Below are 25,371 nucleotides of genomic sequence, written 5' to 3' on the forward strand. Positions count from 1 at the left end.
ACAGGAGTCTAATGCGGGCCCCCGACACCCCCGGACAGGCCGACACCGCCGGACAGGCCACCGAACTCGACCCGCTGCGGCACGGGCAGCTTGGGCCCCATCCCGTCGCCCGTCGACACGTGGCGGACGCGCCGCGCGATCCACGGGAGGGCGTAGACGCGCAGCCAGGTCCGGAAGGGCACAGCGTCGGGCGGGACCGGCGCGGAGCCCTCCGGAGCGATCGCCGCCTGCGGCCTGCTCACCTCCGCGTACGGGACCCCGAGCGCATGGGCGGCCTGCGCCGCGAGCAGCCGGTGGCCGCGCGTGCTCAGATGCACCCGGTCGGACGCCCACATCGCCGGGTCGCGGAACTCCCGCACGCCCCACACATCGAGCACGATCGCACGCTGGTCCCGGGCGATGCTCCAGATGTTCGCGTTGAACACCGCGGCGCGCCCGCGGAACGGCTTGAGGAAGAACGCGAACTGCGGGTCGAAGATGTTGGCGAGCAGGACGGTCGTCCCGGAGGCCCGGAGGGCGCGGATGCCCGCTTCGAGGCGACCGGCGAGCGCGTCCGGATCCGCGGAGGGGCTCATCAGGTCGTTGCCCCCGATCATCACGGAGACGAGGTCGGGCCGGAGGTCGATCGCGTGCGGGATCTGCGCATCCACCACGTCCGCGATGCGCCGCCCGCGCACGGCGAGGTTGGCGAACTCCAGCGAGGCGCCGGCGAGCCGTGCGTCGCCGTCGAGGATGCCGGCCAGGCGGTCGGCCCAGCCGAGGAAGGCGTCCGGCTGCCCGGGGGCGCGGTCGCAGAGACCCTCGGTGAGCGAGTCTCCGAGGGCGACGTAGCGCGTGAAGGTCGTTCGGCTCACGGGACGATTCTGTTGGTCCGGGCCTTCCGGGAGTGGGCGGGACGCCCGGTTCCGCGGGATCGTCGCCGCGATTTCCCCGGACGTACACTGACGGTGTGGATACGACACCGGCCGTTGTCCCGGAGGTCACCGGGAAGGCGCAGCTCACCCTCTACACGTCCGCCTTCTGCGAGCCCTGCATGCAGACGCGCGCCGTGCTGGCCGAGGCGACACGGCTCGCGCCGCGGATCGTCGTGACCGAGCTGGATGTGGCACGCCACCTGGAGCGCGCCGAGCGCGACGGCATCCGCTCGACCCCGACGGTGATCGTCGAGGCCGCAGACGGCACCGAGGTCTTCCGCGCGGAGGGCGTCCCGACCCTGGCGCAGGTGCTGGCCGCGGCGGCCACCGCGCTCTAGTCGCCGGCGGGCGCGGTTCCTCCCGTGGCGCCGTGAGCCGGCTCCGTCCTGTGCAGCAGGAAGAGCCCGCCGTGCGCCGGAAGATGCCGCCGCTCGGCGTCGGTCTCGACGAACTCGTCGATGACCGCGACGATCCGCCGGTCGAGCTCGGCCACGTCCTCCGGCGACAGGTGCAGCGAGAAGCGCGCATACGTCGCGATGGAGTCGGGACCGGCCTCGGCGAGCTCCTGCTGGAACGCGTCCACCGGCGCGAAGCCCTCGCTGAGATCGAGATCCTCGAGCGGCACCGACAGCCACCAGGTGCGCCCGGTGGACCGGTAGGGCTTCTCGAGCGCACCCGTCTCCCCCGTGCGCACCTCCGCAGGCTCCAGGAACCCGGCGTCCACGAGCTGGCGCACGTGATAGTAGGCCGTGCCCGGGTCGACGCCCAGCCGGTCGGCGAGCTGCTTGTTGGTGAGCTCGCGGTCGCCGCAGAGACGCACGATGCGCACGCGCAGGGGGTGCGACAGCGCCTTGAGCTCCTGCGGAGTCGCCGGGCGGCGCTTGGCCTCCGGGTCGGTGCGGCGTTCGTCGGTCACGGTCCGACTCTAGCCCGGATTTGGATTCCCATCATCGATTGAGTTTTCTCAATCCGTGTGCGACCCTTGCCCTATGACCGCGAACGGACTCGGCGCACGCTACGCGAAGCTGTGGACATCGGCGAGCCTCTCCAACCTCGCCGACGGCGTGATGAAGGTCGCGCTGCCGCTCGTCGCCGTGCGCTACACCGACTCCCCCGCCCTCATCGCCGGCCTGACGTTCGCCTTCACCCTCCCCTGGCTCCTCTTCGCCCTGACCGCCGGCGCGCTCGCCGACCGGCTGGACCGCCGTCGGCTCATGCTCATCGCGAACGCGGCGCGCGCGCTCTTCCTGGCGTTCCTGACGGTCGCCACCCTGACCGGGATCGGATCCATCTGGATGCTGTACGCCGCGGCGCTCTGCATCGGGGTCGCCGAGACCGTCTACGACACGTCGGCGCAGTCGATCCTCCCGCAGCTCGTCCCCCGCGACCGGCTCTCCCGCGCGAACGGGAGGCTGTACGCGGCCGAGCTCACCGCGAACGAATTCATCGGACCGCCGCTCGGCGGGTTCCTGGTGGCGACCGGGGTCGCGCTCGCCTTCGGAACGCCCGTTCTGCTCTGGGTGGCGGCGATCGGGATGCTGCTGCTGCTCCGCGGACGATTCCGGGCCGACCGCCCCGAGCGCACGACCATCCGCGCCGACATCGCCGAGGGGCTGCGTTTCCTGGGCAGGAGCACGCTGCTGCGCACCCTCGCGATCATGGTCGGCGTCTTCAACTTCGCGAGCTCCGCCGTGTACACCGTCTTCGTGCTCTACGCCGTCGGCCCGCAGTCCGCGATGAAGCTCACCGATCCCGCCTACGGCCTGCTGCTCACGGCCTCGGCGATCGGGAGCGTGCTCGGCACCTTCCTCGCCGAGCCGGCGGAGCGGCTGCTCGGCCGGGCGCGTGCCCTCACGCTGACCGTCATCGGCTCGCTGTTCACCGTCGCCACCCCGTTCTTCACCGCGAACCCCTTCCTCATCGCGGGCGGGATGCTGATCGGCGGCATCACCGTCTCGGTCTGGAACGTGATCACGGTCTCCCTGCGTCAGCGTGTGACCCCCACGCGCCTCCTCGGCCGGCTCAACAGCGCCTACCGGCTGCTCGCCTGGGGGACGATGCCGCTGGGGGCGCTTGCCGGAGGTCTCATCGGCCAGCTGTTCGGCGTGCGCTGGGTGTTCCTGGTCATGGGGATCCTGGTCGTCCTCCAGCTCATCCCGATGCTCTGGATCACGGATCGGCGCATGGACGACGCGGAGTCGGCGGCCGAGAAAGAGGAGCAGCAGGCCGTCGGGGACGCCACGTCAGGTCGTTGACGCGTACACGACTTTGCCAGGCTCTATGCCCGAACCGTCCAGAAACAGCGCCTAGGGTCGATGGTCGACGGCAGTGAAAGCCGTCCGTGCCGCGCAGGCGCGCATCCAGCCCCCAACCCCCACCTGAGACGCCCGACGGCGTCGCCCTGGACGCGCAGCTCTTCATGCCCGGCACATCCGCGTCGCATGCCGCGCCTTCCGGACCACGGGTCCACGGGGCGCTTCCGCGCGTGCTTCGCGGTCGTCAGCCCGCAGGACCACCCGACATCACCTGGTCCGGTCGCGTGCACGCCCACGGCGTCGCCACGCGTCAGGCGGGGAAGCCCGATCCAGGAAAAGCATGCTGAGTTCTCTCCGTACCACCCTCAAGAACAGTCCCGTCCCCTTCGGCCGCGTCGTCGCCGGCGCCGCCGCCGTGCTGGTCAGCGCCAGCCTCCTCGCCCCTGCGATGGCCCAGCAGCAGGAGAGCGAGCAGAAGACCCGCGAGCTCTCCCAGGCCACCGGGATGCGCCACGAGCAGCTGTCCGTCTACGACTCGATCGTGCGCGACCGTCTCGAGCGCGAGGCGAAGACCACACTGAGCGGCGCCCAGGCCACCGTCGCCGCCAACGAGGCCAAGGCCGACGCGTCGGCGGCGAAGACCGCGATCGCCGGCCTGAGCGGATACACGAAGCTCGACGAGGGCACCCTCCGCGACAGCATCGTGGAGACGCAGGCCGCCTCCGACGCCCTGGCTGCGGCCGGAGCCGAGGCCGACCGCCGCGCCGCCGAGGCCGCAGCAGCAGCGGCCGCCGCCCTCGCGAACGCGAACACCCCCGCCGGAGCGAAGGCGACCGCGGCCAGCATCGCCGCCAGCCAGTACGGCTGGGGTGCCGACCAGTTCCAGTGCCTCGACAAGCTCTGGCAGCGCGAGTCCGGCTGGAACTACCAGGCCTCGAACTCCGGCAGCGGCGCCACCGGCATCCCGCAGGCGCTTCCCGGAAGCAAGATGGCGACCTTCGGGTCCGACTGGGCGACCAACGCCACCACCCAGATCAAGTGGGGACTCGACTACATCTCCCGCGGCTACGGGACGCCCTGCTCCGCCTGGGGACACTCGGAGTCCGTCAACTGGTACTGACCTGAGAGCAGCGGAGGCGGGAGCGGCGCGCCGGTAGACTCCCGCGAGTGAGCACCGAGCACGCCCCCGCCTCCTCCCCCGTCATCCGTGGAGCCCATCTCGTCGGCAGCGTCAACCTGCCCGATGCCGAGACGGTGCTCCGCACGGTGAGCGCCCACCTCGGCGACCGGATGCACCGCATCCCGGACGGCGAGGTGGGCGAACGCTTCTACTGGGTGCAGTTCCAGACCGGCCGTCTCGACACCATGAGCGGCCTCTCCCGTGTGCCCGGCGACGCGCCGCTGCTGCGCGGCGTCTTCGACCCGCGCCCGTTCCAGCTGGACGAGGGCGTCTCGGCCGACGACCTCGTCTTCCCCGACCTCGGCTACGCGGAGGCGGCGCTCGACTCGTACGCCGTCTTCCGGAGCCTCCGCGCGGACGGCGTCATCCCGAACGGCGTGCGGTTCCAGGTGTCCCTGCCGACGCCGGCCGGCGTGGTGGGGCCGTTCGTCGTCCCGGAGGACCGCGCCGCGGTCGAACCCGCGTACGAGCGGGCCCTCTTCGGCGAGCTGCAGCGCATCCTCGACGGCATCCCGCACGACGATCTCGCGATCCAGTGGGACACCGCCGTCGAGTTCGCGCTGCTCGAGGGCCGGATGCCGTCGTGGTTCGGCGACGACGTGCTCGCGGGCGTCGTCGAGCGCGCCGCCCGGCAGGCCGCCGTCGTGCCCGGGGATGTCGAGCTGGGCTACCACCTCTGCTACGGCGATGTCGAGGAGCAGCACTTCGTGCAGCCGGCCGACGCCGGACGGCTCGCCGCGGTGCTCGACGGCCTGCTCGACGCCGCTCCCCGCCCGGTCACGTGGGTGCACCTCCCGGTGCCGATCGAGCGGGACGACGCCGCCTACTTCGCCCCGCTCGCGGACGTGGTCGTCCCCGACGGGACGGAACTGTACCTGGGCCTTCTGCACCACGAGGACGGCGTGGAGGGCGCCCGCCGCCGGGTTCGGGCGGCCGCGACCGCACAGCCCCGGTTCGGCGTGGCGACCGAGTGCGGGTTCGGGCGCGGCCCGAGCGAGCGCACGGCCGGGCTGCTCGACCTGCACGCCGTCGTCGCCGAGGCGTGGTGAGCCTCCGGTGACTCTGGACCTCGACCACGACGCCTTCGAGGCGATCGTCACGGACGAACTCGACCTGCTGCCGGACGAGATGGTCGACGGCCTCGACAACGTCGTGTTCGTCGTCGAGGACCGCCCGGAGGACGGCTCCCTCGACCTGCTCGGCCTCTACGACGGCGTCGCGCTCACCGAGCGCGACACGTACGGCTTCGGCGAGATGCCGGACCGGATCGTGCTCTACCGGGAGCCGCTCCTCGCCATCAGCGCCGACGAGGACGAACTGCGCGACGAGATCCACATCACGCTCGTGCACGAGATCGCCCACTTCTACGGCATCGACGACGAGCGTCTGCACGAGCTGGGCTGGGCCTAGCCTGCGAAACCGGCGGCCCGCGTCAGCGGAGGGTCAGGCCCCGTACCCGAAGATCGACTCGTCCTCCTGGTCGGCCTCGACAGGGTCGGAGTCCGGAGCGTCGAAGTGGTACGACACCAGCTTCTGGCCCTCGACCTCGCGCTCGTCGCCCGCGACGTACCAGAACGTCGACTCCAGCCCCTCCACGGCGGCGATCACGCCGATGCGCTCGTCCACCTTGCCGTCCACGAGGAAGCGGCGGTCGGTCTGGCCGGCGAGGGGGCCGTCGGCGTACTCGACGATGTATTCGGGGTCCTGGCGTGCGTCGGTCATGACTCCACCGTAGTACCCGCAGGCACATCGGTGAGGCCACCGGGCAGGTCGAGGCCGGACACATCCAGGACGAGACCCGCCGACGCGCGAGGATGCTCCCTGGCCACGAACCGGTCGAACTGCGCCTGCCAGCGGTCCCACTCCGCCGCGAAGGTCGCGCCGTCGCGGGCGAGCGCGCGTTCCTTGCGGAGCACATCGTCGGCCTCCAGCCAGACGGCGAGGTCCGCTCTGGCGACATTCCGGCGGGAGAGCGTGCCGCAACCCTCGACGACGAGCGGCTCGCCGCCGGCGACCAGCTCGACCCCGGACGGATGGCGCCCGGCCCAGTTCCAGCGCTGCCAGCTGCCCGCGCCGATGGAACGCAACGGCTCGAGGAGGTCGCGGCCGAGCGCCTCGCTTCCGGCGTCGAGGCCGTCCCATCCCGGGTAGAGGTCGTCCATCCGCACCAGCCGCGGCCGGCCCTCCGCCGGCCAGCGCGCGATCAGGAGGTCGGCGAGGGTGCTCTTGCCCGCACCGCTCGGCCCGTCGATCAGGATGACCGGGGTATGACCCGCGGCGGTGGCGTCGGCGACCGACCGGCCCACGGCCGACCAGAGGGCCCCGAGCGGGTCGTCAGCTGAGCGGCGCATTCCAGCTCCCCACTGCGACGGCCGCCGCGATCGCGGCGGCCGCGACCAGTGCCGCAACGCCGAGGGCCGCCCAGTCGCGACCGCGGAACACGGATGGGCGCGCCCAGGTGCGTGCGCCGGGGGCGCCGAAACCGCGCGCCTCCATCGCGGTCGCCAGCTTCGTGCCGCGCCGGAGGGAGAGAACGAACAGGGCGAACGACTGGCCGAGGAAGCGCCGCACCGCGCCCGTCTCCGCGACGCCGCGAGCACGGCGTGCCAGCGTCAGCGCGCGCCAGTCCTCCGCGAACAGGCCGACCAGACGGAGAGCGGCGAGCCCGCCGATCACGAAACGCGCGGGAAGCCGTACCAGCTGCGCCAATCCATCCGCCAGGTCGGTCGGGTCGATCGTGATGAACAGCAGCACCGCGGGCAGCCCGATGGCGAGCACGCGCAGAGCGGTGGCGACGCCGAGGGCGATCGAGCCGTCGCTGATCTCCACCGCCCACCACTGGACGTAGACCGTCCCGGAGGTCTGGCCGTAGAGCACTGTGGTCAGCCCGGCGAGCGGCGCGGCGATCCAGACCGGGGCGGTGCGGGTGACGATGGTCCGCAGCGGGATGCGCGCGAGCGTCAGCAGGACGAGCTCCAGGACGAGGGCGACGCCCGCCGACACCGGGTCGATCGAGAGCAGCAGGGCGAGCGTGACGATGAAGGCGGCGCCGAGCTTCGCGACCGGGTTGAGCGTCGCGAGCGGACCGGTGCGGAGCGGCTGGACGAGGCTCATGCCCGCACCTCCGCAGCGTCAAGGGTGAGCCGCGCCGCCCCCACCGCCTCGATGAACTCCGCGTCGTGCGTCGCGGCCACGATGGCATGGCCGTCGCCGCGCAGCTCGGCGATCGTCCGCACCAGGCCGTCCCAGGTGCGGGCGTCCTGCCCGAACGTGGGCTCGTCCAGCACCAGCAGGCGCGGGCGGGTCGCCAGCGCCGTCCCGACGGACAGCCGTCGCTTCTGGCCGCCGGACAGCGTGAACGGGTTGGCCTCGGCGAGTTCCGTCAGCGCCAGGCGGTCGAGCAGCTCGTCGACGCGACGCTCGACGTCTCCGTCGGGAAGCCGGAGAGCCCGGGGTCCGGCGGCGAGCTCCTCCCGGACGGTGGAGGCGATGAACTGGTGCTCGGGATTCTGGAAGACGCTCCCGACCCGCGTCAGGAGCTCGCGCGAGCGCCAGACCGAGGGATCGGCCGAAGCCCCGGCCGCCAGCGCCGGCTCGGCGACGAGCGCCCCGCCGAGCGGCGGGAGGAGGCCGCCGATGGTCAGCGCGAGGGTCGACTTGCCCGCGCCGTTCGCGCCGGTCAGCGCCAGAGCGGAACCCTCGCGCACGTCGGCGTCGACCGGACGGCCGACCGGGACCCCGACCGGAGGACGCCCGCGCTTCCGACGGCGCGTCACCGCCGGTCCGCGGCCGAACACCAGCGACCGGGCCGTCAGCAGAGGCGCGCCATCGGCGACGGCCGGCGACCGCGGGACGGGCGTGCCGGGCAGCCAGACGCCGGCGCGCCGCAGCTCGCCCGCGGTGTCCGCGAGAACCCGGCCGGGCTCACCGTCGGCCAGCACGCCGCCGTCCGCGCCGAGCACGATGACCCGGGACACCAGGTCGCGCCACACCGCGACGCGGTGCTCGACGACGACCAGGGTCGCACCGGTGGCGTCGAGAGCCGACCGGACGGCATCCCGCACCTCCAGCACCCCGTCCGGATCGAGGTTCGCCGTCGGCTCGTCGAGCAGCAGCAGCCCGGGCTGCATGGCGAGCAGCCCCGCCAGCGCCAGACGCTGCTTCTGACCGCCGGAGAGCCGGCTCGTGGACCGGTCGAGCGGAACGTCGAGCCCGACGTCGATGAGCGCGCGCCGGACACGGCGCCACAGCTCCTCCCGCGGCACGCCGAGGTTCTCGCACGCGAAGGCGACGTCGTCGCCGACACGCGCGAGGATGACCTGGGCGTCCGGGTCCTGCAGCAGTAGCCCGGCGGTCCCCCGCGCAGACGCGGGAGGGCGTCCCGCGACGGTCAGCGACCCTTCGGCCTCGCCGTCGTCGTCGCCGCCGAGCACACCGGCGAGACCGGCGAGCAGCGTGCTCTTGCCCGCACCGGAGGCTCCGAGCAGCAGCACGCGCTCCCCCGGCTCGATGTGCAGATCCACGCCGCGGGCGCCCCAGCCGTCGCGTCCTTCGTAGCGCCAGCCCCAGCCGTCGACGCGGACGGCGGCCGGGCCGGTCCGTCCTGACTCCATGGCCGTCAGGCCCGGGACATCCGCGACTCGCGGCCGGCGGCGAAGCGGCTGAGCGCCCCGGTCGCGGCGAGGGCGCGGACCAGCAGCCACGATCCGAGACCGGCGAACACGATGCCCGAGATCGTCGTGGTGATCGCGTAGGTGATCGCGAACTCCGGCTTCGAGCCCGGGTACCAGTACAGCAGGTCGAGGATCGACTCGGCGATGCCGGCCCCGGCGCCCGCGAGCAGAGCGGGGACGAGGCGCCAATTCGCGTAGAGGAACAGCGCGAACACGATCTCGGCGCCGAGCCCCTGCACCAGACCGGAGAGCAGGGTAGCGAAGCCCCACTGCGTGCCGATCAGCGCGGAGACGGTCGCGGCGACGACCTCGCCGAACAGAGCTGCCCCCGGCTTCCGGACGATGAGGGCGACGAGCACACCGGCGAACAGCCAGGGGCCGTTGAGGATGCCCTGGTACCCGGGCAGGGCGGCCCCGACGGGACCGGACATCGGGTTCTGGACGACACCCCAGACCCAGAAGACGACGCCGGACGCGACGGCGACGACGCTGGCGACGACGATGTCGACGACGCGCCAGCGGAGGACGCGCGACCGCGCGCCGGTGGACGAGGACGTGATGGTTGCATGCACTGGACGTGCCCTTTCATTCAGCGAAAACAGGGCACGGGATGTGAGATGGCCTCCCTGCGCTGGCATGACCCAGATCAGGTTCGACGGTCGAGACTTGGAGAAGTCTCCTCTCAGCCCGGCTCACCGGACTCCCGTGTTCGCCCCCATACTAGTCCGCCGGGGGCGCAGCGCTCGTCGCTACTTCTTGAGCGCGCGGATCACCCGCGACCAGGCGTGTCCCGCCACCCAGAGGAAGGGGATGCCGACGGCCAGCAGCGTGATCAGGTTGGGCCGGAAGCGGACCCCGGTCTCGTCGGAGACGTACGCGCCGAAGGGCACGGCCCAGCCACCGCCGCCACCGCCGCCCGGGGCGTCGTCGCCGCCATCGCCGACGTTGCCTGCGCCGAACCCGAACTGCACGGCCGCGACCGGGACGATGGTCGTCCCGTCGACGACGACCGGCTCGCCGTAGACCGATTTGATTCCGGAGGCACTGAGGGTCTCCGCGAGCTGGAGCGAGATGTTCGTCATGGTAGCCACCGTAGCCCCCGCCCTCCGGCGTTGCCAGGCCCGTTCAGTCGCTGACGTACCGGGGGTTCCGGCCGTCGCGCTCCTCCTCGTCCGCGTCGCGCGCGCGGCGCACCAGCGAGGCCGGGCCGATCATCCCGCGGCCGAACCGCGCGCTCACGGCGTCGAGGGTGCGCTCGGTCTCCCGCCACTCCTCGTCCGGATCCCACAGTGCGACGGCGTCGCCGCCCGCGTCGAGCAGCTGCTCGGCACGGACGCCGATGAGCCGGAGCGGGGTCTGCCGGACGTCGAGGTTCAGGGCGCCGAACACATCCCATGCCTCCTCGAACAACCGTCTGCCGACGTTGGTCGGCTCGGCCAGCGTCCGCGACCGGGTGATCGTGCGGAAGTCGGAGAACCGCACCTTGATCGACATCGTCCGGGCGATCATCGCGTGCGTGCGGAGGCGCTCGCCGACCCGGCCGGACAGGCGCAGGAACTCGCGGCGGAGCGTGTCGAGGTCGCCGACGTCCGTCCCGAAGGTGTTCTCGTGGCCGATGCTCTTCTCACGCGACTCGGTGACGATGCGGCGCGCATCCCGCCCGTTCGCGAGGTCGTGGAGCTTTCGTCCGCCCGCATCGCCGACCGCCTTCTGCAGCACGTGCAGCGGGGCGTCCGCCAGGTCGCCCACCGTCAGCAGACCCATCCGCTCGAGCGACGCCTGCGTGCTGGCGCCGACACCCCAGAGCGCGCCGACCGGGAGCGGCCGGAGGAACGTGAGCGTCTCTGCGCGCGGGATGACCAGGAGGCCGTCCGGCTTTGCACGGCCCGAGGCGAGCTTCGCCATGAACTTGGTCGCGGCCACCCCGACCGAGCACGTCAGGCCGGTCTCCTCCCACACGCGCGAGCGGATCAGCTCCGCGATGCGGCGCGGGGAGCCGAGGAGGCGGCGCGCGCCGGACACGTCCAGGAACGCCTCGTCGATGCTGAGCGGCTCGACCAGCGGTGTGACCTCGCGGAAGATCTCCATCACCTTGGCCGAGTACTCGGTGTAGCGCTCGTAGTGCGGCGGCAGGATGATCGCGTTCGGGCACAGCCGCAGCGCCTGCGACATCGGCATCGCGCTGCGGACGCCGTACCGCCGCGCCTCGTAGGTCGCGCTCGTGACGACGCCACGGCCCCCGGCGTGCCCGACGATCGCCGGCTTGCCGCGCGCGTCGGGACGCTCCAGCAGCTCGACGGAGGCGAAGAACGCATCCATGTCGACATGCAGGATGGCGGACTCGGAGTCGTCGACGTCGGACGCGCTCACCTGGCGCTGGCTGCCATCCGCTCGTCCCACGACTCCAGCTTCTCACCCTCCGCCGACACCCGCGACGAACGGGGATACGTTGGGCTCATGGAATTCAGGTACCTCGGCAACAGCGGACTCAAGATCTCCGAGATCATCTACGGCAACTGGCTCACCCACGGCTCGCAGGTGGAGAACGACACGGCGACCGAGTGCGTCCACGCCGCCCTCGACGCGGGCATCACCACGTTCGACACGGCGGACGCGTACGCCAACACGGTGGCGGAGCAGGTGCTCGGCGACGCCCTCAAGAACCAGCGCCGCGCCTCTCTCGAGATCTTCACCAAGGTGTACTGGCCGACCGGGCCGAAGGGCCACAACGACGTCGGGCTCTCGCGCAAGCACATCCTCGAGTCGATCGACGGGTCGCTGCAGCGCCTCGGAACCGACTACGTGGACCTGTACCAGGCTCACCGGTACGACCACGAGACCCCGCTGGAGGAGACGATGCAGGCCTTCGCCGACGTCGTCCGCTCCGGCAAGGCCCTCTACATCGGCGTCAGCGAGTGGACGGCCGACCAGCTGCGGGCGGGACACGCGCTCGCGAAGGAGCTCGACATCCAGCTGATCTCGAACCAGCCGCAGTACTCGATGCTGTGGCGGGTCATCGAGAAGCAGGTCGTCCCGACCTCGGGCGAGCTGGGGATCTCGCAGATCGTCTGGTCGCCCGTCGCCCAGGGCGTGCTCACCGGCAAGTACCGTCCCGGACAGCAGGCGCCGGAGGGCAGCCGCGCGGCCGACACGAAGGGCGGCGCCGACGCCATCCGCGGCTTCCTGCGCGATGAGGTGCTGACCGCCGTCCAGGGGCTCCAGCCGATCGCGGACGAGCTCGGCATCACCATGGCGCAGCTCGCCGTCGCGTGGGTGCTGCAGAACCAGAACGTGTCCGGCGCGATCGTCGGCGCGTCGCGCCCGGAGCAGGTGCGGTCGAACGCCGCGGCCGCCGGCATCCGGCTCTCCGGCGACATCATGGGCCGCATCGACGAGGCCGTCGGGGACGTGGCCCAGACCGACCCGGCGCTCACCGCCTCCCCGGCCCGTCGCCCCGCCTGACCCAGCCCTCGCCCCGCCCCTCCCCCTCCCCTCTGGCCGCCTGCCCGCCAGGCCGTCGAGTCCTGAGTCGTTGTCGGAATCCCCGTCGAGTGGTGACATGGTGTCGCGACTCGGCGGGGAGGGACGTCAGACGAGGGCGGCGACCAGGGGGCGCAGCCAGTCGCGGAACGCGACGGAGTCGTTCCGCAGCGACGCGCTGACCACCACGGTGTGCGGCCCGACGATCCACGTCCCCTTCTCGGCGAGCGGCAGCACGTCGATGTCGAGCCGGAAGTACCCGGCCTGGCGCCGGAGTTCGTGCTCGCGCTCCCGCACGACATCCACGATGTCGGCGGCGCGCCGGGCGTGGTGCTCCGCGCTGTCCGCCAGGTATTCGGCGTGCCGCGCCGTCGCCCAGCCTGCCGCCGCATCGAAGTGCGCGATCACCGCGTCCTGCAGCTCGATGACCCGGTCGAACGCCGCGAAGTGCGGGGGCCGCAGCAGCGGAGCCGTCAGGCGGCGGTGACGGTCGGCCGCGACCTCGAACCACGCCTCCCACTGCCGGGCCAGGGCCGCGATGCGGTCATCCCCCGGTCCCCCGGGGTCGGCCGCCGGCGATTCGGGGCGTCCGGCAGGGCGAGCGGGGTGGATGACGGGAGCCGGCCGGGCGCGCCGCACGGGCGCGGACGTCCCCCGCCCGTCCGCCGTCTCCGTGCGCCGCGCCTGGAGCACAGGGACCACCGCCGGTTCGACCCGCGGAAGCGCCGGCTCCACTCGGCCGTCGAGGCCGGCGAGCTCGCGCACGGCGAGGGCGACGAGCAGGTCCCACGGGCAGTCCTCCGTGACCTGCCATCGAAGGGTGCCCTCGACGAACATGCCGACATTGTAGGTTCGCGGCGCGCCGGGAGGTAGGGGGTGCCGAACCGGTTCAGCCGCGGGCCGGGATGGCACGATCAGCGGTCGTAGGGCTCTTCGGCGACCAGCAGCGACGCCGGGATGACCGCGGTCTCGTACGGCCCGCGTCCGTCGCGGCGGTGCTGGGGCTCGAAGAAGGACACCGTCCACGTCGTCAGCCCGTCCTGCGGACCGTAGACGTTGCGCAGGCCGCGGTCGCCGGGCGCGACGATCACGCCGGTCGGCTCGCCGACCCAGTCGTCCGACGTCGCCGGCTCGTGCTCCCGCACGTACACCTGGACGCCCACGCCGAGGCCGGGTCCCCGGCTCCCGGAGGTCTCCGGCCCCCTGCCTGCCGTCGATCGGTCACCGGATGCGCGTCTCCACATGCGGTCCATGCTGCCACCCCGCGGCTGTGGGGGGCCTCAGCGCCGCCCCAGGGTCTGCACTGGATCGGCTCAGTGCGACGTCGTCGGCCGTGCGGACCCGCCAGCTCGCCGGGCCGGATCGAGGAGGCGGCGCAGCGTCCACCGTTCTGCGACGGTCCAGGTGGTGGACGTGAGGATGTAGACGGCGGCCGCGAGCGGGACGAACGCCGCGAACACCACGGTCACGTACGGCAGGAACGAGAGCGCACGGAGCATCCCGGTCGGCGCCGTTGACCCCTCCGGCTGCGGCAGCGTCAGCACCCGGCGGGAGACGGTGGTCACGATGGCGATCAGGGCGAGGACGCCCAGGTAGACGAGCATCGCGGGCCAGACGCCGGCCGCGGCTCCCGTCAGGCCGACGAAGCTGGTGCCGAGCGGCGCCCCGAAGGCGTGCTCGCCGAGCAGCGCGTTGGCGTGACCGGCGATGGTGGGATGGGTGAACACGGCGTACAGCAGCGTCACGACGGGGATCTGGGCGAGCAGCGGCAGCATCCCGGCGAACGGCGACACCTGCTCCTCCCGGTACAGCTCCATCGTCTTCTGCGCGAGGGTCTCGCGGTCGCCCGCGTGGCGCCTCTGCAGCTCGGCGAGCCGGGGTGCGATGCGCCGCCGGTGGTACTCGGCGCGCACCTGGCTGACACCGACGGGGATGAGGACGACGCGGACGAGCAGCGTCAGGACGACGACGGCGACGAGACCGGCGGCCGTCCCGGCGATCGGTTCGACGGCGTCGGAGAGGGCGGTGACGAGGCCGTACGCCCCGTCGAGGAGGGCCGCGATCGGCGGCCAGGAGTAGAAGTCCATGATGGTGTGATCCCTGCGATTCGGACGGACGTGGACGCGTCTGGTCGCGCGGGCGCCTCCGTCCGCCGGGTGGCGGGATCCGGGGTGCGGCTACGCGACCGGCAGGGCGATGCCGGGCGCTCTGGGGCGCGGCCGGCCGTCGGCGTCCGGAGCCGACTGGCTCTCGGCGAGCCACCCGGCGACCGGGAGGATCGGCCGGGACCACGCGGAGCGCACCCGCAGGGAGGCGGCGAGAGCCGCCACCGACCGCAGCGCCGCCGCGGCGACGACGGCCACGAGACCGAGAGCGCCCGCGACACCGGCCAGCGCCACGACTCCGGCGGGGCTGCCGCCGCCGACCACGCCGAGCACGGACGCGAGAGTACGTCCGAGAAGCTCGAGCAGGGCGGTCATGGAGTCGACCGTAACAGAGCACGTCCGGAACGCCGAGAGCGTTCGCGCGAGGCGGACGCGTGTCGCATCCCGTCGACACTCGGTGGAAGGATGGGGTCATGACTCGAGTCGCGATCATCGGAGCCCACGGAAAAGTCGCCCAGCAGCTCATGCGGGTGCTCTACGACCGCGGTGACGACTTCGTCGGCGTCGTCCGCAACGACGAGCATGCTGAGGACGTCTACCGGCTCGGCGGCCTCGGTGCCCTCGTCGACATCGAGAAGGCGGACGCCGACGCGCTCGCTGCGGCGATCAGCGGCTGCGACGCCGTCGTCTTCACCGCGGGCGCCGGTGCCGGCTCGGGCATCGAGCGGAAGCGCACCGTCGACTACGGCGGGTCGGTGAAGGCGCAGCAGGCAGCCGCAGCGGCCGGCATCCGCCGGTTCGTGCAGGTCTCGGCCTGGGGCGTCGACGCCCCGGTCGACGACGCCGACCCGGTGTGGAAGGCGTACGTCGAGGCCAAGCGCGACGCCGACGCCGCACTCCGCGACTCCGGGCTCGACTGGACCATCCTCCGCCCCGGCGGGCTGACCACCGACGAGGGCACGGGGCGCATCACGCTCGGCGACAGCGTGCCGCGCGGCAGCATCGCCCGCGAGGACGTCGCCGCCCTCATCGCCGCCGTGCTCGACGAGCCGGGGTCGATCGGGCGCCAGTGGGAGGTCATCGGGGGCGACACCCCGATCGTGGACGCCGTGCGGGCGCAGGTCGCCTCCGCGTAGGCTTGCCGCCGTGACCACCGACAGCGCCACCAGCGACGGAGCCGCGACCGCAGGCGCCGACCACCCGCCGTACGACTCGAAGCCCTGGATCGCCGGCTACGCGCCGGGGGTTCCCGCCGAGGTGGAGGTGCCGGCCGGATCGCTGTCGCACCTCATCGACGCGTCGGTCAAGACGTACGGAAAGCACGTCGCACTCGAGTTCTTCGGCGCGACGACGACCTACGCCGAGCTGGGCGACCAGATCGAGCGCGCCGCAGAGGGGCTCAGGAAGCTCGGCGTCTCGAAGGGAGACCGGGTCGCCCTGGTGCTGCCGAACTGCCCCCAGCACGTCGCGGCGTTCTACGCCGTGCTGCGTCTGGGCGCGGTGGTGGTCGAGCACAACCCGCTGTACACGCCGCGCGAGCTCCGCCACCAGTTCGAGGACCACGGCGCGACCGTCGCGATCGTCTGGGACAAGGTGGCCGCGACCGTGCAGGACCTCCCGGCCGACCTCGGGGTCACCACGATCATCTCGGTCGACCTCACCCGCGCCATGCCGGCCGCCAAGCGGTTCGCCCTGCGGCTGCCCGTCCCGGCCGCGCGCGCGGCGCGCGAGCAGCTGACCGCGAAGGCGTCGGGAACGATCGCCTGGGACTCGCTGGTCGCCTCCCGCCGCATCGCGAAGACCTCCCCGCGCCCGGAGAGCGACGACCTGGCGCTCATCCAGTACACGTCCGGCACCACGGGCCTGCCGAAGGGCGCCATGCTCAGCCACGGCAACCTGAATGTGAACGCGGCGCAGTCGCGCGCCTGGGTGCCGACCATCGAGCGGGGCACGTCGGTCGTCTACGCGGTGCTCCCGCTGTTCCACGCCTACGGGCTCACGCTCTGCCTCACCTTCGCCATGAGCATGGGAGCACGCCTGGTGCTGTTCCCCAAGTTCGACCCGGACCTGGTGCTGGATGTGGTGAAGAAGCACCCGGCGACGTTCCTCCCCGCGGTCCCTCCGATCTACGAGCGGCTGGTGCAGGCGGCGGAGAAGCGGAAGGTGTCGCTCTCCGGCATCCAGATCGCCATCTCGGGCGCGATGAGCCTGCCGCAGGGCATCGTGGACCTCTGGGAGCACGAGACCGGCGGCTACCTCGTGGAGGGCTACGGCCTCTCGGAGTGCTCGCCCGTGCTCATGGCCAACCCGGTCGGAGCGACCAGGCGCGAGGGCACGGTGGGCCTGCCCCTGCCGAGCACCGAGCTGCGCGTCGCGGACCCGGACGACCCCTCGGTCGACCGGGCGTTCGGCGAGGAGGGCGAGCTGCTCGCCCGCGGTCCGCAGGTGTTCTCGGGCTACTGGCGGAAGCCTGACGAGACCGCGAAGGTCTTCTCGGAGGACGGCTGGTTCCGCACCGGAGACATCGTGACGATGGATGAGGACGGCTTCGTCCGCATCGTCGACCGCATCAAGGAGCTCATCGTCACCGGTGGCTTCAATGTGTCGCCGACCGAGGTGGAGGACGCTCTGCGCTCCTTCCCGGGCGTCGCCGACGTCGCCGTGGTCGGCCTCCCCCACCGCCGCGGCGGCGAGGACGTGGTCGCCGCCGTCGTGATGGAGCCGGGCGCCTCCTTCGACGAGGAGGCCATCCGGGCGTTCGGCCGCGACTGCCTCACGCCGTACAAGGTGCCGAAGCACGTCGTGCAGGTGGACGAGCTGCCGCGCTCCATCGTCGGCAAGGTCATCCGCCGCAAGGTGCGCGACCAGCTGCTCGCCGCACGGCCTCAGTAGCAGGCGCGGGCCGGGTCAGTCGCCGATCGGGAAGACCAGCAGAGATCCGGTCGCCGTCGCGACCGTCTTTCCCGCGGCATCGGTGATCACACCGTCGGCGAAGGCGACGCGGTTGCCGGGCTTCGTCACGGTCGCGGTGCAGGTCAGCGGACCCGTCCCGGCGTGCACCGGGCGCAGGTAGTTGACGGTGATCTGGATGGACGTGTAGCCCTGCCCCTGCGGCAGTGTCGTCTGCACGGCGCACCCCAGAGCGGAGTCGAGCACCGTGCACACGAACCCGCCGTGGACCGTGCCGATCGGGTTGTAGTGCGACTCGTCGGGTTCGCACGTGAACGTGGCGGTGCCCGGGTCGGCGGCGACCAGCGTCATCCGCATCAGCTCGGTGATCGGAGGAGGCGGCAGCTCGCCGCGCAGCATCGACCGGAGGTACTCCAGGCCGGTCATCGTGGGCATCCGGGCGACGCCCGGTGCCGGGTCCTCCCAGTGGACGGTGCGGGTGCGGGTCTGGTCCGTGCCGGCGTCGTGCATGCCGTCATCCTCGCACGCGCGATGGTCCCCGGTCAGCGCTCTCGATTCAGGCGCCCGCGAGCCGGGTGAGCCGCCGCCGAGCGGCGAGCTCGGCCTGCGTCTGCGGGCCCAGCAGCGTGCGCGCTCCGGCGAGCACGGCGGAAGTCGCTCCGTGCAGCGGCAGCACGGTTTCGGCCGCCGTGGCCGGCAACCCGAGCAGGTCGCGGTGCCGCGGCTCCAGCGTCGACACCGCAGCGCGGAAGACGATGCGGTACGACGGCCGCAGCATCCGGCGCAGCGGCGCCCGCCGGATGAAGCGGACGATCTCCTCGACCTCCGGGCCGCCGCGCAGCTCCCCCGCATCGGTGACGGCGTCGATCTCGGCACGCAGCGCTGCGGCCGAACGCGGAGCGTCGGGTACCCCCATGAGCTCCGCCGCCGTCGCCCACTCGGCGACGTAGCCGTCGGCGCCACCGGGGATGGGCCCGCCCCAGTTCTCGTGCGCCGTCAGGAAGGCGTCGGTGAAGGCGAGATGGACCCAGCGGGCGAGGTCCGGGTCGTTGGCCGAGTACGGCCGTTCCACGCCGTGCCCGTCGACGTAGCGGCCGGTGACGCGACGGTGCAGGGAGCGGACCATCTCCGAGCCGGCGACGGCCTGGCCGCGGCTGCCGAAGGTGACGGTGTGGATCCACTGGATGGTGCCGGCCAGCCGGCCGAGCGGGTCCTCCCGGTAGCGGGAGAAGTCGCGCACCCCGGCCAGCGCGCCCGGGTGCAGAGCCTGCAGCAGCAGGGCGCGGACACCCGCGACCAGCGTCGGCATTCCGCCGTCGACCGCCCACGCGGCGCTGCCCGGACCGAAGTAGCCCGCGTCCTCGCCGTCCTCCAGCCGCAGGATCCACGCGGGCACCTCGTCCGACCGCCCGGCGAGCGTCTCGACCAGACGGGAACGGACAGGCGCGAGCACCCGTTCGACGGCGGCTCCGGTCATGCGGGCCCGCTCATCCCGGGATCTCGAGCCCGAGGCCGTCGATCACCCGCGCGTCGGGCAGCTCGCCGAGCAGCCGGCCGGGGAGGAGGAGCTTCGAGCGTCGGACGCCGGAGCCGATGATCACGACACCGTCATCGATCACGCGGGCGTCGACGAGCACCGGCCAGCCGACGGGCAGACCGATGGGCGTGATGCCGCCGTACTCCATGCCGGTCAGCTCGACGGCCCGCTCCATCGGCAGGAAGGATGCTTTGCGCACGTCGAGCAGCCGCTTGACCGTGTTGTTGACGTCCGCGCGGGTGGTGGAGAGCACGACGCACGCGGCGATCCGCTCGACGCCCTCGCGCTTGCCCGCGACCACGACGCAGTTGGCCAGATCCCCCGCATCCAGCCCGAACTCGTCGCGCGTCGCCGCGGTGTCGGACACGTCGGGGTCGATCTCGACGACGCCCACCTCGTCCAGCCAGCCGAGCGCGTCGAGCGCTGCGAGCGTCGGCGGCGCGAGCAGGTCGGTGCGGGAGGAAGCCGGTGCGGAGGTCAGACCGCCGAGAGTGAAGACGCCCATGCGCCTACTCTGCCCGCGCCGCCTGGGAGTCCGCAAACAGCTCGGGTCCGTCGCCGCCGCGGCCCAGCCGCTTGTACATGACGGTGGTGCCGTGCAGCACGCCCGACGGGCTGACGGCGAAATCCGGGATGCTGCCGGCCGCGTCCCAGCCCCATCGCCGGTACAGCGCCTCGGCCCGGCTGCCGGTCTCGGTGTCGAGCACGAGCAGGGTCAATCCCGTCTCCACCGCGTGCCGTTCGAGCTCCGCCATCAGCGCAGGTGCGACGCCGCGCCCGCGGGCGGCGGGATGCACCATCAGCTTGATCACCTCGCCACGGTGGGAGCCGTTCGGCTTCGGGGAGCGCAGCAGGGTGACGGTGCCGATCGCACGGCCGTCCTCGCCGCGGGCGACCCAGCTGGCCGCATCGGGGTCGGCGAACAGCGCCCGCCACCAGTCCGTGGCCTCCGCCCCCGACGGCGCCGTGATCCAGCCGACGCTCGCTCCGGCCGCCACCGTCGCCGCGAGCACGGAGGAGAGCGCGGCGGCGTCGGCCTCCGCGCTCTCCTCCGTCACACGCTCGACGAGGATGCTCCCCACGGGCGGCGGGCTACTCGGCGGCGTTCGCGCGTTCGAGCACCAGCTCGCGCACGCGCGCCGCGTCCGCCTGACCGCGCATCGCCTTCATGACGGCGCCGATGACGGCGCCGGCGGCCTGCACCTTGCCGTCGCGGATCTTCGCCAGAACGTCCGGCTGTGCCGCCAGCGCGTCGTCGATGGCCGCGATCAGCGCGCCGTCGTCGGAGACCACCGCGAGCCCGCGGGCGTCGACGACCTCCTGGGGCCGTCCCTCCCCCGCGATGACGCCCTCGAGCACCTGACGCGCGAGGCGGTCGGTGAGCGTTCCCGCCTCGATCAGCGCGGCCAGCTCGGCGACGTTCTGCGGGCTGACCAGCGTGCCGGCGGGGACGTTCTGCGCGTTCGCGAGTCGTGCGATCTCGCCCGTCCACCACTTGCGCGCGGCGGAGGGGGTGGCGCCGGCGGCGATCGTGGCCTCGACCTCGTCGAGGAGGTCGGCGTTGGCGACGTCCTGGAACTCGAGCGCGGTGAAGCCCCACTCGGCGGTCAGGCGCTTCCGGCGCAGCGACGGCTGCTCCGGGAGCGTTCCGCGGAGCTCCTCGATCCACTCGCTGCTCGGGGCGACCGGAACGAGGTCGGGCTCCGGGAAGTAGCGGTAGTCGTCCGCGTCCGACTTGGGGCGGCCGGCGCTCGTCGTGCCGGAGTCCTCGTGCCAGTGGCGCGTCTCCTGGACGATGGTGCCGCCCGCCTCGAGGATCGCGGCCTGTCGCTGGATCTCGTAGCGAACCGCGCGCTCGATCGAGCGCAGCGAGTTGACGTTCTTCGTCTCGGTGCGTGTGCCGAGCTCCGTCGACCCGCGGCGGCGCAGGGAGACGTTCGCGTCGCAGCGCACGTTCCCCTCCTCCATGCGGGCGTTGGAGACGCCGAGCGCCTTCACGATGTCGCGGATGGCGCGAACGTACGTCCGGCCGACCTCCGGTGCGTCCGCCTCGGCGCCCTCGATGATCTTGGTGACGATCTCGACAAGCGGAACACCGCCGCGGTTGAAGTCGACGAGGGAGTAGTCCGCGCCCTGGATGCGGCCGGTCGCCCCGCCCACGTGGGTGAGCTTGCCCGCGTCCTCCTCCATGTGCGCGCGCTCGATCTCGATCGTGAGCTCGCGGCCGTTCTCCAGCTCGATGGTGATCGCGCCGTCGTGCGCGATCGGCTCGTCGTACTGCGAGGTCTGGAAGTTCTTGGCGAGGTCCGGGTAGAAGTAGTTCTTCCGGGCGAAGCGGCTCGACGCGGCGATGTCGCAGCCGAGCGCGAGACCCAGCCGGATGCTCGACTCGATCGCCTTCTCGTTCACCTGCGGCATTCCGCCCGGGAGCCCGAGGCAGGTGGGGCAGGTGTTCGTGTTCGCGCCGGAGCCGAACTCGTTGGCGCAGCCGCAGAACATCTTGGTCTTGGTGTTCAGCTCGACGTGGACCTCGAAGCCGAGAACGGGCTCGAACAGCTCCAGCGCCTTCTCGTAGTCCATCAGCTCCGCTGTGTGGGCAGTGGCGTTCGCCATCAGACGGCTCCCTCTTCGCTCGCGAACATCTCGGTGGCGGTCAGATCCGGCGCCTGGCTGAGCAGCGGGCCGCCCCACTTCTCTTCGAGGAGCTGCTCGAGCGCCGCTCCGATCGTGTAGAGCCGGGCGTCCGCGCGGGCCGGCGCCATCAGCTGGAGGCCGACCGGCAGGCCGTCCTCCGGCGCGAGGCCGATCGGGAGCCCCATCCCCGGCACCCCGGCCAGGTTCGCCGGGATCGTGGTGATGTCGTTCAGGTACATCGCCATCGGGTCGTCGATCTTCTCGCCCAGCTTGAACGCGGTGGTCGGCGCGCTCGGGCTGACCAGCACATCCACCCGCTCGAACGCGGCCGAGAAGTCGCGCTGGATGAGCGTGCGCACCTTCTGCGCGCTGCCATAGTAGGCGTCGTAGTAGCCGGCGCTCAGGGCGTAGGTGCCCAGGATGATGCGGCGCTTGACCTCCGGGCCGAAGCCCGCATCACGCGTGGCGGCCATGACGCGCTCGACGGTCACGGGCGGGTCGGCGGGGTCGACGCGCAGACCGAAGCGCACCGAGTCGAAACGAGCGAGGTTGCTCGACGCCTCCGCGGGGAGGATCAGGTAGTACGCGGCGACCGCGTACTCGAAGCTCGGGGCGCTGACCTCGACGATCTCCGCCCCGGCGGACTCCAGCAGGGCGAGCGCCTCGTCGAAGCGCTGCTTGACGCCCGCCTGGAATCCGTCGCCGGCGATCTCGCGGATGACACCGACGCGCACGCCCGTCAGGGCGCCCTCCCGCCGGCCGGCGAGGGCGGCGTCCGCCATCGACGGCCAGGTGTCGGTGAGCGAGGTGGAGTCGAGCGGGTCGTGACCGGCGATGACGTCGTGCAGGAGGCCGGCGTCGAGCACGCTGCGCGACACCGGGCCCACCTGGTCGAGCGAGCTCGCCAGGGCGATCGCGCCGTACCGGCTGACGCCGCCGTAGGTCGGCTTCACGCCGACGGAGCCGGTCACCGCGGCGGGCTGGCGGATCGAGCCGCCGGTGTCGGAGCCGAGTGCGAGCGGCGCCTCGAAGGCCGAGACGGCCGCGGCCGAGCCTCCGCCCGATCCGCCCGGGATGCGCTCCAGGTCCCACGGGTTGCGGGTCGGGCCGTACGCCGAGTGCTCGGTGGAGGAGCCCATGGCGAACTCGTCCATGTTCGTCTTGCCGAGCGGAACGAGGTCGGCCTCGCGGAGGCGGCGGACCACGGTCGCGTCGTAGGGCGGGATCCAGCCCTCGAGGATCTTGGAGCCGGAGGTGGACGGCATGTCCTCGGTCGCGAGGACGTCCTTGATCGCGATGGGGACCCCGGCGAGCGGTCCGAGCGGGTCGCCGGCAGCGCGGCGGCCGTCGATCTCGGCGGCCGTGCGGATGGCCTTCTCGGCGGAGACGTGGAGGAATGCGTGCACGTCGGTGTCGACGGACTCGATGCGGTCGAGGTGGGCGCGGACGGCCTCGACGGACGAGACCTCTCCCGCGGAGAGCTTCTCGGCGAGGGCGGAGGCGGAGAGCCTGATCAGATCGGTCATGTCGTCCTACTCCTCGTCCAGGATGGTGGGCACCTTGAAGCGGTCGCCCTCGCGCTCCGGAGCACCGGACAGCGCCTGCTCGACGGTCAGCGACGGCCGCACCTCGTCCCGGCGGAACACGTTGGTGAGCGGGAGCGGGTGGCTGGTCGCCGGCACATCCGGCCCGGCCACCTCCTGCACCTTCGCGACGGACTCGACGATCTGGCCGAGCTCCTTCGTGAGGCTCTCGAGCTCTTCCGGGCTGAGGTCGATCCTGGCGAGGTTGGCCAGGTGCGCGACCTGCTCTGCGCTGATCTCGCTTGCGCTGGTTTCAGACAAGGGTGCGTCTCCGTGGATTCGGTGGTGGGTGACGGGAGCCGGTGTCGCGGCCCGCCCTCTCGATTCTAGGGCGAGCCGAACAGCCCGCGCCCCAGCCCGTCCACCGCGTGGTACGCCTCCTTGTAGGTGCGCGGCACCGCTGCGCCGGGCGCGCCGTAGCGCGCCATCAGCAGACCGACGAGACCGACGCCGGGCGGGCTCAGCGGGCGGTCCTCGTCCTGGGGAGCAGGCGCGTCCGACTCGGGGTTCGCGGGGAGGTACTGCGGATGCGTGTCCGGCCACGTCCCCGGCTGCCGCGGTGACGTGCGGTTGATCGCGTTGTCGATCGTGCGGGCGCCGCGGTCGCGCGCCGTGAGGTGCTTCATCCCGAACTTCTTGCAGAGCGTGGCGACGACCGCGGAATGGTGCATCTCCTCGTGGATGATCGTGTTGCGCTCGGTGTAGGCGGAGATCGCGATGGCGGGGACCCGCACGCCGAGGCGGTCGAACCCGAAGCCGTTCTCGCCGGGGCCGCTGTCGTCGGGCGGGGTCGCAGGGCCCGGCGGAACGTGGTCGTAGGTGCCGCCGTGCTCGTCGAACGTCACCAGCAGCATGGTGTTGAGCGCGTTCGAGCCCTTCGCGCTGCGTGCCGAGCGGATGGCGGAGTACACGCGGTGCAGCAGCAGGTCGCCCGCGCGCACGTCGGAGATCGCGCCGCCCACGATGACCTCGCCGTCGACGTCCTCCCCCGTCATCGGACCGCCCGGCGGGTGCATGTCGTTGTGGTCGTAGAGCAGCCGGGGCTCGACGAACGCGTAATCCGGCAGGGTGCCCTCGGCCGCATCCGCGTAGAACTGCGACATCGTGCGGAAGTGGGTCTTCCAGTACGGCTCGAGCGCCGGCGCGTGGATGAATCCGGTCAGGGAGATCAGCTGCCGGTCGTCGAAGTAGACCCGCCAGCTGCGGCCCGCCTCCTCCAGCCGGTTGAAGATGGTCGGGGTGTCGTTCTTCGGGTCGAACCACTTCCGCAGGCCCTCGGCTCCCCCGTTGTCGACGTAGCCGTGCGAGGTGGAGGCATGGAAGAACGAGCGGTTGCAGAACGTCTGCGACGGCACGGCGCAGTGCCAGTCGTCGTAGACGGCGAACTGCCGGGCGAGGGTGGAGAAGACCGGAAGCATGTCGGGCGAGAAGCCGCCCATCACCCGGCGGTAGTCGTCCACACCCGGCTCGCGGCCGGTGTCCTTGCGGAGCACGCCCTGATAGTCGCGGACGAAACCGTGCATGGTCGGCCGGGCCCCCGGCTTCGGCGCGTTGTACGGCGGCTGCATCTCGCGCAGGCGCGCATCCGCGTTCGACGGCGGATCGATCACCTCGTACAGCTGGGTGTTGACGTGCGGATAGACCTCACCCGGGTCGGGCGACGGCTGCCGCATCACGAAGTCGGTGGTGCCCTGGTAGATGTGCGCGGGGATGTCCGGGCCGCCCGCGGGGTCGGGATTGCTGTAGTCGCCGAATGCCAGCCCCTCGAACCGCTTGCCCTCCGGCAGGGTCTCCTCGTCGTAGAGGTGACCGAGCAGGTTGTCGAACGAGCGGTTCTCGTACATGAGCACGACCAGGTGGTCGAACCCCGGCCCTCCGCCTCGCGGGGGAAGCGGCGGGTACTCCTCGCCCGACTCGTCCGCGGTCGGGGAGGTCTGCCCGGCGGCGACGCCGAACGCCGCGCCCGCCGCGCCGCCTGCCGCACCTCCGGTGACCGCGCCCGCGGCGACCAGCCCGGCGCCCTTGAGGAACGCACGCCTGCTGGAGCCGCGGGGCTCGGGGCGGGAGGGGTCGTCGTCCGGTCGCATCCCATCCATTATG

General features: G+C 72.3%; 29 protein-coding genes and 1 riboswitch. Of the genes, 8 read left to right on the forward strand and 21 right to left on the reverse strand.

Going from position 1 to position 25,371, the window contains the following annotated elements:
• Nucleotides 1-8: 8 nt before the first annotated feature.
• On the reverse strand, nucleotides 9-854 hold the full coding sequence (locus BLW09_RS09455; RefSeq protein ID WP_089911554.1) for an SGNH/GDSL hydrolase family protein: 846 nt from the start codon (nucleotides 852-854) through the stop codon (nucleotides 9-11).
• A gap of 95 nt (nucleotides 855-949) precedes the next feature.
• Between BLW09_RS09455 and BLW09_RS09460 the strand changes: the two genes are divergently transcribed.
• The gene (locus BLW09_RS09460; RefSeq protein ID WP_089911559.1) at nucleotides 950-1,252 is read left to right on the forward strand and encodes a thioredoxin family protein; all 303 of its coding nucleotides are present in this window, start codon (nucleotides 950-952) and stop codon (nucleotides 1,250-1,252) included.
• Here the strand turns inward: BLW09_RS09460 and BLW09_RS09465 are convergent.
• Complete coding sequence (locus tag BLW09_RS09465; protein WP_089911562.1) at nucleotides 1,249-1,830, reverse strand: ArsR/SmtB family transcription factor; 582 nt, start codon at nucleotides 1,828-1,830, stop codon at nucleotides 1,249-1,251. The two genes, BLW09_RS09460 and BLW09_RS09465, sit on opposite strands and share 4 nt — an antisense overlap.
• Nucleotides 1,831-1,903: 73 nt before the next feature.
• Between BLW09_RS09465 and BLW09_RS09470 the strand changes: the two genes are divergently transcribed.
• The 4 genes from BLW09_RS09470 to BLW09_RS09485 all read left to right on the forward strand — a co-directional run bounded on the left by BLW09_RS09470 (nucleotide 1,904) and on the right by BLW09_RS09485 (nucleotide 5,759).
• Nucleotides 1,904-3,169, forward strand: coding sequence for an MFS transporter (locus BLW09_RS09470; protein ID WP_089911565.1), 1,266 nt, complete (start codon nucleotides 1,904-1,906; stop codon nucleotides 3,167-3,169).
• 340 nt (nucleotides 3,170-3,509) lie between these two features.
• A complete protein-coding gene (locus BLW09_RS09475; protein WP_089911568.1) occupies nucleotides 3,510-4,289 on the forward strand; it encodes a hypothetical protein in 780 nt (259 codons plus the stop codon).
• A gap of 47 nt (nucleotides 4,290-4,336) precedes the next feature.
• Nucleotides 4,337-5,398, forward strand: a complete 1,062-nt coding sequence (locus tag BLW09_RS09480) for a hypothetical protein (protein ID WP_089911570.1) — start codon at nucleotides 4,337-4,339, stop codon at nucleotides 5,396-5,398.
• Nucleotides 5,399-5,405: 7 nt separating this feature from the next.
• On the forward strand, nucleotides 5,406-5,759 hold the full coding sequence (locus tag BLW09_RS09485) for a metallopeptidase family protein (RefSeq protein ID WP_089911573.1): 354 nt from the start codon (nucleotides 5,406-5,408) through the stop codon (nucleotides 5,757-5,759).
• Nucleotides 5,760-5,792: 33 nt separating this feature from the next.
• Here the strand turns inward: BLW09_RS09485 and BLW09_RS09490 are convergent, their stop codons facing one another.
• The 7 genes from BLW09_RS09490 to dinB form a co-directional block, all read right to left on the reverse strand.
• Nucleotides 5,793-6,071, reverse strand: coding sequence for a hypothetical protein (locus BLW09_RS09490; RefSeq protein WP_089911576.1), 279 nt, complete (start codon nucleotides 6,069-6,071; stop codon nucleotides 5,793-5,795).
• Nucleotides 6,068-6,700, reverse strand: coding sequence for an ATP-binding protein (locus tag BLW09_RS09495; protein WP_089911579.1), 633 nt, complete (start codon nucleotides 6,698-6,700; stop codon nucleotides 6,068-6,070). The genes BLW09_RS09490 and BLW09_RS09495 overlap by 4 nt, the downstream gene beginning before the upstream one ends.
• Complete coding sequence (locus BLW09_RS09500; protein ID WP_089911581.1) at nucleotides 6,684-7,463, reverse strand: energy-coupling factor transporter transmembrane component T family protein; 780 nt, start codon at nucleotides 7,461-7,463, stop codon at nucleotides 6,684-6,686. Before BLW09_RS09500 ends, BLW09_RS09495 begins: the two co-directional genes overlap by 17 nt.
• Nucleotides 7,460-8,962 carry an ABC transporter ATP-binding protein gene (locus BLW09_RS09505; protein ID WP_172824193.1) on the reverse strand — a complete coding sequence of 501 codons (1,503 nt, stop codon included), beginning with the start codon at nucleotides 8,960-8,962 and terminating at the stop codon, nucleotides 7,460-7,462. The genes BLW09_RS09500 and BLW09_RS09505 overlap by 4 nt, the downstream gene beginning before the upstream one ends.
• A 5-nt stretch (nucleotides 8,963-8,967) precedes the next feature.
• On the reverse strand, nucleotides 8,968-9,594 hold the full coding sequence (locus tag BLW09_RS09510) for an ECF transporter S component (protein ID WP_089911584.1): 627 nt from the start codon (nucleotides 9,592-9,594) through the stop codon (nucleotides 8,968-8,970).
• Nucleotides 9,595-9,628: 34 nt separating this feature from the next.
• Nucleotides 9,629-9,739, reverse strand: a riboswitch (TPP riboswitch).
• A 32-nt stretch (nucleotides 9,740-9,771) separates the two neighbouring features.
• The gene (locus BLW09_RS09515) at nucleotides 9,772-10,104 is read right to left on the reverse strand and encodes a GerW family sporulation protein (protein WP_089911587.1); all 333 of its coding nucleotides are present in this window, start codon (nucleotides 10,102-10,104) and stop codon (nucleotides 9,772-9,774) included.
• Nucleotides 10,105-10,147: 43 nt separating this feature from the next.
• Nucleotides 10,148-11,422 (reverse strand): DNA polymerase IV, encoded by a 1,275-nt coding sequence (dinB, locus tag BLW09_RS09520; RefSeq protein ID WP_231946758.1) that lies wholly within the window; start codon nucleotides 11,420-11,422, stop codon nucleotides 10,148-10,150.
• Nucleotides 11,423-11,479: 57 nt separating this feature from the next.
• Here dinB and BLW09_RS09525 point away from each other — a divergent pair, with 57 nt between their 5' ends.
• Entirely contained in the window at nucleotides 11,480-12,484 is a 1,005-nt protein-coding gene (locus BLW09_RS09525; RefSeq protein ID WP_089916769.1) for an aldo/keto reductase family protein, read from the forward strand.
• A 126-nt stretch (nucleotides 12,485-12,610) separates the two neighbouring features.
• On the opposite strand, the gene BLW09_RS09530 is transcribed toward BLW09_RS09525, so the two are convergent.
• The 4 genes from BLW09_RS09530 to BLW09_RS09545 form a co-directional block, all read right to left on the reverse strand.
• Complete coding sequence (locus tag BLW09_RS09530; RefSeq protein WP_089911593.1) at nucleotides 12,611-13,339, reverse strand: hypothetical protein; 729 nt, start codon at nucleotides 13,337-13,339, stop codon at nucleotides 12,611-12,613.
• Between the two features lie 77 nt (nucleotides 13,340-13,416).
• Nucleotides 13,417-13,665 (reverse strand): hypothetical protein, encoded by a 249-nt coding sequence (locus BLW09_RS09535; protein ID WP_231946759.1) that lies wholly within the window; start codon nucleotides 13,663-13,665, stop codon nucleotides 13,417-13,419.
• A 150-nt stretch (nucleotides 13,666-13,815) separates the two neighbouring features.
• Nucleotides 13,816-14,589, reverse strand: a complete 774-nt coding sequence (locus tag BLW09_RS09540; RefSeq protein WP_089911597.1) for a YidC/Oxa1 family membrane protein insertase — start codon at nucleotides 14,587-14,589, stop codon at nucleotides 13,816-13,818.
• Between the two features lie 90 nt (nucleotides 14,590-14,679).
• The gene (locus BLW09_RS09545; protein ID WP_089911599.1) at nucleotides 14,680-14,982 is read right to left on the reverse strand and encodes a DUF6412 domain-containing protein; all 303 of its coding nucleotides are present in this window, start codon (nucleotides 14,980-14,982) and stop codon (nucleotides 14,680-14,682) included.
• A gap of 98 nt (nucleotides 14,983-15,080) precedes the next feature.
• Here BLW09_RS09545 and BLW09_RS09550 point away from each other — a divergent pair, with 98 nt between their 5' ends.
• Nucleotides 15,081-15,743 carry an SDR family oxidoreductase gene (locus tag BLW09_RS09550; protein WP_089911601.1) on the forward strand — a complete coding sequence of 221 codons (663 nt, stop codon included), beginning with the start codon at nucleotides 15,081-15,083 and terminating at the stop codon, nucleotides 15,741-15,743.
• Between the two features lie 10 nt (nucleotides 15,744-15,753).
• Nucleotides 15,754-17,499, forward strand: coding sequence for a long-chain-fatty-acid--CoA ligase (locus BLW09_RS09555; RefSeq protein ID WP_089911605.1), 1,746 nt, complete (start codon nucleotides 15,754-15,756; stop codon nucleotides 17,497-17,499).
• Between the two features lie 15 nt (nucleotides 17,500-17,514).
• Here the strand turns inward: BLW09_RS09555 and BLW09_RS09560 are convergent, their stop codons facing one another.
• From BLW09_RS09560 to BLW09_RS09595, 8 genes are all read right to left on the reverse strand, one after another.
• Nucleotides 17,515-18,027, reverse strand: coding sequence for a PaaI family thioesterase (locus BLW09_RS09560; RefSeq protein ID WP_089911609.1), 513 nt, complete (start codon nucleotides 18,025-18,027; stop codon nucleotides 17,515-17,517).
• A gap of 46 nt (nucleotides 18,028-18,073) precedes the next feature.
• Entirely contained in the window at nucleotides 18,074-18,994 is a 921-nt protein-coding gene (locus BLW09_RS09565; RefSeq protein WP_089911611.1) for an oxygenase MpaB family protein, read from the reverse strand.
• Nucleotides 18,995-19,004: 10 nt separating this feature from the next.
• The gene (locus BLW09_RS09570; protein ID WP_089911614.1) at nucleotides 19,005-19,559 is read right to left on the reverse strand and encodes a YbaK/EbsC family protein; all 555 of its coding nucleotides are present in this window, start codon (nucleotides 19,557-19,559) and stop codon (nucleotides 19,005-19,007) included.
• Between the two features lie 4 nt (nucleotides 19,560-19,563).
• A complete protein-coding gene (locus BLW09_RS09575; RefSeq protein ID WP_089911617.1) occupies nucleotides 19,564-20,136 on the reverse strand; it encodes a GNAT family N-acetyltransferase in 573 nt (190 codons plus the stop codon).
• Nucleotides 20,137-20,146: 10 nt separating this feature from the next.
• A complete protein-coding gene (gene gatB, locus BLW09_RS09580) occupies nucleotides 20,147-21,667 on the reverse strand; it encodes an Asp-tRNA(Asn)/Glu-tRNA(Gln) amidotransferase subunit GatB (protein ID WP_089911620.1) in 1,521 nt (506 codons plus the stop codon).
• The gene (gatA, locus tag BLW09_RS09585) at nucleotides 21,667-23,214 is read right to left on the reverse strand and encodes an Asp-tRNA(Asn)/Glu-tRNA(Gln) amidotransferase subunit GatA (protein WP_089911623.1); all 1,548 of its coding nucleotides are present in this window, start codon (nucleotides 23,212-23,214) and stop codon (nucleotides 21,667-21,669) included. The genes gatB and gatA overlap by 1 nt, the downstream gene beginning before the upstream one ends.
• A gap of 6 nt (nucleotides 23,215-23,220) precedes the next feature.
• A complete protein-coding gene (gene gatC / locus BLW09_RS09590) occupies nucleotides 23,221-23,532 on the reverse strand; it encodes an Asp-tRNA(Asn)/Glu-tRNA(Gln) amidotransferase subunit GatC (protein ID WP_089911626.1) in 312 nt (103 codons plus the stop codon).
• 65 nt (nucleotides 23,533-23,597) lie between these two features.
• Entirely contained in the window at nucleotides 23,598-25,358 is a 1,761-nt protein-coding gene (locus BLW09_RS09595; protein WP_089911629.1) for an alkaline phosphatase family protein, read from the reverse strand.
• Nucleotides 25,359-25,371: the final 13 nt, after the last annotated feature.

Source organism: Leifsonia sp. 21MFCrub1.1 (assembly GCF_900107895.1).
GTDB classification, from domain to species: domain Bacteria; phylum Actinomycetota; class Actinomycetes; order Actinomycetales; family Microbacteriaceae; genus Leifsonia; species Leifsonia soli.

What these genes read in the sequence shown, in the direction of transcription:
- BLW09_RS09540 (WP_089911597.1), bottom strand. Translation starts at nt 14,589, where the DNA reads ATGGACTTCTACTCCTGGCCGCCGATCGCGGCCCTCCTCGACGGGGCG.
- BLW09_RS09530 (WP_089911593.1), bottom strand. Translation starts at nt 13,339, where the DNA reads ATGTTCGTCGAGGGCACCCTTCGATGGCAGGTCACGGAGGACTGCCCG.
- BLW09_RS09570 (WP_089911614.1), bottom strand. Translation starts at nt 19,559, where the DNA reads ATGGGCGTCTTCACTCTCGGCGGTCTGACCTCCGCACCGGCTTCCTCC.
- BLW09_RS09505 (WP_172824193.1), bottom strand. Translation starts at nt 8,962, where the DNA reads ATGGAGTCAGGACGGACCGGCCCGGCCGCCGTCCGCGTCGACGGCTGG.
- BLW09_RS09470 (WP_089911565.1), top strand. Translation starts at nt 1,904, where the DNA reads ATGACCGCGAACGGACTCGGCGCACGCTACGCGAAGCTGTGGACATCG.
- BLW09_RS09545 (WP_089911599.1), bottom strand. Translation starts at nt 14,982, where the DNA reads ATGACCGCCCTGCTCGAGCTTCTCGGACGTACTCTCGCGTCCGTGCTC.
- gatB (WP_089911620.1), bottom strand. Translation starts at nt 21,667, where the DNA reads ATGGCGAACGCCACTGCCCACACAGCGGAGCTGATGGACTACGAGAAG.
- BLW09_RS09565 (WP_089911611.1), bottom strand. Translation starts at nt 18,994, where the DNA reads ATGACCGGAGCCGCCGTCGAACGGGTGCTCGCGCCTGTCCGTTCCCGT.
- BLW09_RS09515 (WP_089911587.1), bottom strand. Translation starts at nt 10,104, where the DNA reads ATGACGAACATCTCGCTCCAGCTCGCGGAGACCCTCAGTGCCTCCGGA.
- BLW09_RS09550 (WP_089911601.1), top strand. Translation starts at nt 15,081, where the DNA reads ATGACTCGAGTCGCGATCATCGGAGCCCACGGAAAAGTCGCCCAGCAG.
- BLW09_RS09490 (WP_089911576.1), bottom strand. Translation starts at nt 6,071, where the DNA reads ATGACCGACGCACGCCAGGACCCCGAATACATCGTCGAGTACGCCGAC.
- BLW09_RS09595 (WP_089911629.1), bottom strand. Translation starts at nt 25,358, where the DNA reads ATGCGACCGGACGACGACCCCTCCCGCCCCGAGCCCCGCGGCTCCAGC.
- BLW09_RS09495 (WP_089911579.1), bottom strand. Translation starts at nt 6,700, where the DNA reads ATGCGCCGCTCAGCTGACGACCCGCTCGGGGCCCTCTGGTCGGCCGTG.
- gatA (WP_089911623.1), bottom strand. Translation starts at nt 23,214, where the DNA reads ATGACCGATCTGATCAGGCTCTCCGCCTCCGCCCTCGCCGAGAAGCTC.
- BLW09_RS09475 (WP_089911568.1), top strand. Translation starts at nt 3,510, where the DNA reads ATGCTGAGTTCTCTCCGTACCACCCTCAAGAACAGTCCCGTCCCCTTC.
- BLW09_RS09525 (WP_089916769.1), top strand. Translation starts at nt 11,480, where the DNA reads ATGGAATTCAGGTACCTCGGCAACAGCGGACTCAAGATCTCCGAGATC.
- BLW09_RS09500 (WP_089911581.1), bottom strand. Translation starts at nt 7,463, where the DNA reads ATGAGCCTCGTCCAGCCGCTCCGCACCGGTCCGCTCGCGACGCTCAAC.
- BLW09_RS09560 (WP_089911609.1), bottom strand. Translation starts at nt 18,027, where the DNA reads ATGCACGACGCCGGCACGGACCAGACCCGCACCCGCACCGTCCACTGG.